Raw genomic sequence first — 5,954 nt, 5'->3', positions numbered from 1 at the left:
CGCTCTTTGCTATTCTCGCTCATTGGTCCGCTCCGTTACCTCGGTTGACGATGTTCGATAGACATCGCTCATTGTGCCCGCTACGGGCTCGTTGGAGGAGCGGGGCGGACCATCCCATTAGCCTAAGCACCTACGCCGCCGCCCTGGACCTCGCCGCCACGGCCAGCGGCAACGCCAAGTCCATCTACCTCTCCAAGGCGCAGGACGCCCTGCGCGCCATGAGCAAATGGCTCCAGGAGAAACAGATGACGGCCCTGGAGGTCGCCTACGGCGGCAAGAGCAAGCCGCTGAAAGACTGGGTCCGCGGCGTCTCCATGCGGGACAAAGCCAGGCTCGGCGCCGAGGAGCGCATCAACTTCCGTGACGTGGTCAACGTCGTCTCCGGCCTCGCCCTCGGGCAGCACTTCGCCGATCTCGCCCCCGAATACCCGGCGTTCTCGCTCCTGCTCACCGAGATGAACCGCAAGCAGTACGTCGGCAGCGCCTCGCGCTGGCTCGCCGGCGGTTCCCGCACCAAGGACGCGGTCGCCGTGCTGGATGCCCTGGAGATGTTGGACGGTGACCGCATCGAGCCGGCCCGTTCCCGCTATGCCCAGGAGGTTCTGAACCGTCTCCATGCCAAAGGGCACGGGCAGGTCGTCAACCGCAGCGAGCTGCTCAGCGGGACGACCGACATCGAATACTTCGCCCCGGTCAAGTTCCGCCTGGAGCCGGACCTGCTGGTGGCCGTGCTCGCCGGCCTCGTCTACTCCGACGACATCGTGCTGGCCATCACCGGCGACAAGATCGACGCAGGCTCGATCTCACTGCTCGCCGAGCGGTCGTTGGACGATCTGAAGGCCTTCAAGCACATCGAGGCCCCCAAGGAGATCAACGTCTCGGTGCTGCGCGCCCTGTTCGAGGCGCTGAATCTGCCGACCGGCCTCGCCCAGATGGCCACCCAGGGTAAGGAAGAGCCCGTCAAGGAGCTGCAAAAGGCCGTCTCCGAGCAGGTCAGCCGCCTGCTGACCGCCGGCACCGACCTACAAAGCCGTCTCAGCTTCTGGGGACAACCCCTTCTGCGGGATGACGAGCTGACCGACTTGCATCAGCGGCTGGCCGCGTTCAAGACCTTCCTGGAGAGCCTCCAGCCCTACAACACCGTCGGCAAGCTCAAGAACCTGCGCGTCACCCAGGCCGACGTCGACACGCAGAAGAAGAACTTAGGCGTCCTCGCCCAGGTCGAGCGTCTCCGCGATTTGGTCGCCGATCTCGGGACCACCGCGGCCTATCTGTCCCAGGCCGAGATGGTGCTCGAAAGCGGTCACCCCTGGACACAAGAAGCCCAGACTGCCCGGAAGGAGATCCTCGACAAGCTCGCGCAAGACCGCACCGCGCAGCATGCCGCGGAATACCGGCAACGGCTCGCCGCGCTGAAGAAGGGCTATGTCGCCGCCTACGTAGCCAGCCATGCGAAAGCCCGGCTCGGCGTCTCCGAGGACAAGACCAAGTCCGCCCTGCGCAAAGACCCGCGTCTCTTCACCCTGCGGGCGCTGGCCGCGATCTCCCTGATGCCGACCGGCCAGCTCACCGCATTCGAGGACAAGCTCGACAAGCTCAAGAGCTGTGCCGCACTCATCGAGTCCGAGCTGGCCGCAAGCCCGGTCTGCCCGCACTGCAATTTCAGGCCCGCCAACGAGCAGGGCGAGATGCTCCCCGCGGCCAATGTGCTCAAGGGCCTCGATGACGAGCTGGACGGCCTGCTCACCGCCTGGCAACAAACCCTGCTGGACAACCTGGACGACCCCATCACCCAGGCCAAATTCGATCTGCTCCGAGCGGGACAGCGCGACCAGATCCAGGGGTTCCTCGCCAAGAGAACACTGCCCGACTCGGTGACCCCAGGCTTCATCAGCGCGGTGCAGGAGGCGCTGTCCGGGCTCGAAAAGATCACCGTCAGCGCAGACGACATCAAGCAGGCACTGCTCTCCGGCGGATCCCCGGCGGCGCCGGATGAGCTGCGTAAGCGCTTCGAATCGTTCCTAAATGAGCGGTGCAAGGGCAAGGACACCAGCAAGCTGCGCTTCGTCGTCGAGTAGGAGCCCGCTTGCGGGCGATCCGTCGGACGGTCGCGAGCGAGCTCGATCCTGTCGCCCCCGGAGCACGCCGCTCGACTATACTCATCCCCAACCGACTAGACAGACTGGTTGCCCCAGGAGATCGACATGAAACAATGGGCACTGCAAGACGCCAAGGCACGCCTCAGCGAGCTGGTCCGGCTCGCATCCGAGCACGAGCCGCAGGAGATCACCCTGCGCGGCGAGCCTGCCGTCGTCGTCCTATCCCGCGCGGATTACGACCAGCTTACAAGGCCGAAGGAGTCGTTGGTGGACTTCATGCGCCGCTCCCCCCTGTATGGCGCCGACGACGTCGAGTTCCCCCGGGATGAGAGCCTGACCCGCGAGATCGACCTGTGACCTGGCTGATAGACACCAACGTCCTGTCCGAACTGAAGAAGCGAAAGCCGCATCCAGGCGTGACCCGTTGGTTCCAGATCCAGCCGTCCAGTGGGCTGTACCTATCCGTGCTGACCCTTGGCGAGTTGCGCAAGGGCATCTACGCAATGCCGGAGGGCGAACGGAAGACGCGCTTCTCCGCGTGGCTGGATGGTGAGATCCCAAGCTATTTTTCCGGCCGTATTCTCGCTCTCGACGCCGCTATCGCGGATCGCTGGGGCCGACTCTGCGTCGAGGCGGGCCGACCCTTGCCCGCCATCGACAGCCTGCTCGCGGCGACCGCGCTCGTCCATGGCCTGGCCCTTGTGACCCGCAATCTGGGCGACTTCGAGCTGCCCGGTCTGCGTGTGGCCAACCCTTGGCAGGTGCCACCGGATGCCCACTGAACCCATCAAACGGAGCGGCCCCTCGTTATGCTTCAGACCATCGAGCTGATCGACTTCAAGAACCACGTCGACACCAAGATCCGGTTGCAACGGCTGACGTTTTTGGTTGGGCCGAACGGGGCGGGCAAGACCGGAGTCTTGCAGGGCATCGCACTCGGTGCAGCGGCGCTCCGCGACTCTCGTGCAATCGCGCCTGGAGGGTCCGACGCAGCTCTTGCCCGGCGTGGATCGCCGGGCTATCGCCTGTCGTTTGCTGGTGACGCCCTGCCTGACGCCGGCAACAACGCTGGGCCAACGCTTTGGGTGCTCGAAGTCAGCTCCACCGACGCGGTGAGCTTTCGTCTAGGCGGTCGGAAAGCTGATCTCGGCGATCGCGATGGAAGGTTGTTTGCTGATCCGCCACTCCTGCAAGAAGCAAAAATCGCTGTCGGTCCGGCACGCCTCCTCCGCCTGGATGCACCGCGCCTTGCCGCCCCGAGTTTTCTCGGTTCGGTCGATGCCAAGCTAGACCACGACGGCTCCGGCCTGGCATCCACGATTGCCCACCTGATGACCTACGAACGCGAGCGCTTCTCAACCCTTGAGCAGCAACTGATCGAGCTCGTTCCGAGCGTACTTTCGATCCGGGTTCGCCGTGTTGAGATGAAGCGTCCCACGCCCGGAACCTCCACGACGCAAGCCGGAAGGCTGCTGGCACTACTCGACGACAAAGAGGACGCCAATCACGAGCCGGTCATCGGCGACGAGCTGGTCTTGGACACGCGCTCCGGCAAGGAACTGCCCGCATCCGCCCTCAGCGAAGGCACGCTGATCCTACTCGGCCTGCTCACCTTCCTGACCGAGCCTGAACCGCCCCGACTCCTTCTGATCGACGATCTCGACCGCTCCCTGCATCCGCGCGCCCAAACCCAGCTGATCGATCTGCTCCGCAAGACACTCGATCAGCATCCCGACCTTCAGATCGTTGCCACGAGCCACTCACCGTACCTCATCGATGAGCTCAACGACGACGAGGTCTGGGTGCTCAATCTTCGCGACGACGGCACCGCCGCCGCCTGTCTGGCCGACCACCCCGATGCCGAGCGTTTCCGCGGTGTGCTGCGAACCGGCGAGTTCTTGACCTCCGTTGGTGAGGATTGGGTCATCGGCCCAGTCAACTCGGACAAGGGAGATGCCCATGCGGCTGGTACTGATCGTTGAGGCACGGGCCGACACCGACACTGCAAGCATTCTCGCTGATCGCGTTTTCATCGAAGGCGATGCAGAGTGGATCGATGCCGAGACGCTTCCGAGCCTCCGGGAATGGACCGGCATTGAGCCACGGACGCCATACACCCAGTGGATGGGCTTAGGCCCGCTCGCCCCACAGCATCGTGTCAGGGTCCATGGTCGCGGACTCGGCCCTGACGGCGCCGCGGCGCGAAAGGCCCTGCCAGTGGTGCTTCAGGCCCACGAACAGGACGACGACATCAAGGCGGTCGTGCTGGTGCGAGACATGGACAACCAGCCCGAACGGCGCACGAGCATAGAACGCGCGCGTGCAGAGCTTACTGACAAGCTCGCGTTCCACGTCGCTATCGCCGCGCCCGATCCGAAGCGTGAGGCGTGGATTCTTTACGGCTACGAGCCGCAGAACGAGAGGGAAACAACGCTGCTAGAAAATGAGCGCAAGCGCTTGGGCTTCGATCCAATCACAAACCCCGAGCGGCTGCGCGGGGACCGTCGCCGAGCCACCGAGCAGGAAGACCGGGACATGAAGCTGGTCGTCGATTGCCTGACTCAAGGCGATCTCGACCGAGAGCGTCAGTGCCTGGAGACCACGCCCCTGTCGGTGCTTAAAGGCCGCGGACAGGAAACCGGCTTGGCTGATTATCTCGGCGAGGCCGCAACCCGCTTATTGCCGCTGCTCGACCCGGGCGCGAACGTCGGCGTCGCAAACGGATCTGACACATGAACGATCTTCTAAACATGCCGGAATCGCGCTCGTCCGGCCCAATCGAATGCCTCGGCCAAACCTTTCCCAACGACGACGCCCGCCGCGAGCACTTCCTGAAGCTGCTGGCAGATAAGCTTAAGGACCCGGCGCTCCGGAATCAGGAGGGGTTTCCGCAGGGGACGGACGAGGCGATCCTTGCGATGTCCGATCCGCCCTACTACACCGCGTGCCTGAATCCCTGGCTCGGGGATTTCGTCGCCTGCTACGGAAAGCCATATCACCCGTCCGAAAGCTACAGCCGGGAGCCGCTGGCGATCGATGTTTCGGTAGGCAAGACCGACCCGCTCTACAAAGCGCACTCGTATCACACGAAGGTCCCGCATCTGGCCATCGTTCCATCGATCCTGCACTACACCCAGCCCGGCGACATCGTGCTGGACGGCTTCGCGGGCTCCGGCATGACCGGCGTGGCGGCGCAGTGGTGCGCGTCAGCACCTGCGGTCTACCGCCATGGTCTGGAGATGGAGTGGAAAACGCAGGGCAAGCCGGCGCCCAAATGGGGGGGCGCGGCGGGTCATCCTCAACGACCTGTCGCCGGCCGCCACCTTCATCGCCGCCAACTACAACCTGCCGTTCGACGTCGATGCCTTTGCCCGGGCTGGGAAGCAGCTGCTCAATGAGGTCGAAGAAGAGATCGACTGGATGTACGAGACCCAGCACACGGATGGAAAGACCAAGGGGCGCATCGAGTACACCGTCTGGAGCCAGCTGTATACCTGCCCCGAATGTGCCGGTGAAATCAACTTCACGGCCGAGGCGCTGGACCCGCAGACCAAGCGCGTCTAAGGAGCAGTTTTCCTGTCCCCATTGCGGGGCGGAGATGACGAAGCAGCGCATGGACCGAGCGTACGTCACCAAGCTCGACAGCGCGACCGGCGAGACGATTCAGACGCCGAAGCGCGCGCCGGCGCTAATCGTATACAAGATTGGCAAGAACTGTTGTCGCTCACTTTGTTTCACCGGCCGATTCCCGAATTATTTCGCGATGATTACCCGCGCGTTTCCCGCACTGATCACCCCGGTGGCGCAGTGTTGGCAGGTGGATGAGTGCGAGGAGCGCGAAGGCGGTGTGTGGAG

General features: G+C 63.9%; 8 protein-coding genes. All 8 read left to right on the top strand.

Annotated elements, in window-relative coordinates:
* Positions 1–71 precede the first annotated feature (71 nt).
* Positions 72–2,078 carry a DUF6079 family protein gene (locus tag VLR48_RS11050; protein WP_325291838.1) on the top strand — a complete coding sequence of 669 codons (2,007 nt, stop codon included), beginning with the start codon at positions 72–74 and terminating at the stop codon, positions 2,076–2,078.
* 126 nt (positions 2,079–2,204) lie between these two features.
* A complete protein-coding gene (locus tag VLR48_RS11045) occupies positions 2,205–2,456 on the top strand; it encodes a type II toxin-antitoxin system Phd/YefM family antitoxin (protein ID WP_325291837.1) in 252 nt (83 codons plus the stop codon).
* On the top strand, positions 2,453–2,881 hold the full coding sequence (locus tag VLR48_RS11040; RefSeq protein WP_325291836.1) for a type II toxin-antitoxin system VapC family toxin: 429 nt from the start codon (positions 2,453–2,455) through the stop codon (positions 2,879–2,881). The genes VLR48_RS11045 and VLR48_RS11040 overlap by 4 nt, the downstream gene beginning before the upstream one ends.
* A gap of 27 nt (positions 2,882–2,908) precedes the next feature.
* On the top strand, positions 2,909–4,081 hold the full coding sequence (locus VLR48_RS11035) for an AAA family ATPase (protein WP_325291835.1): 1,173 nt from the start codon (positions 2,909–2,911) through the stop codon (positions 4,079–4,081).
* Complete coding sequence (locus VLR48_RS11030; RefSeq protein ID WP_325291834.1) at positions 4,059–4,835, top strand: hypothetical protein; 777 nt, start codon at positions 4,059–4,061, stop codon at positions 4,833–4,835. The genes VLR48_RS11035 and VLR48_RS11030 overlap by 23 nt, the downstream gene beginning before the upstream one ends.
* Positions 4,832–5,497 (top strand): DNA methyltransferase, encoded by a 666-nt coding sequence (locus VLR48_RS11025; protein ID WP_325291833.1) that lies wholly within the window; start codon positions 4,832–4,834, stop codon positions 5,495–5,497. Before VLR48_RS11030 ends, VLR48_RS11025 begins: the two co-directional genes overlap by 4 nt.
* Before the next feature lie 22 nt (positions 5,498–5,519).
* Positions 5,520–5,663, top strand: coding sequence for a hypothetical protein (locus VLR48_RS11020; protein ID WP_325291832.1), 144 nt, complete (start codon positions 5,520–5,522; stop codon positions 5,661–5,663).
* A gap of 34 nt (positions 5,664–5,697) precedes the next feature.
* Positions 5,698–5,954: hypothetical protein (locus tag VLR48_RS11015; protein ID WP_325291831.1), on the top strand; the 257-nt coding region annotated here is incomplete at its 3' end.

Origin of the sequence: Thiocapsa sp., assembly GCF_035467215.1 — a bacterium.
Taxonomy (GTDB): domain Bacteria; phylum Pseudomonadota; class Gammaproteobacteria; order Chromatiales; family Chromatiaceae; genus Thiocapsa.
This window is presented reverse-complemented; position numbering and strand designations above follow the sequence as displayed.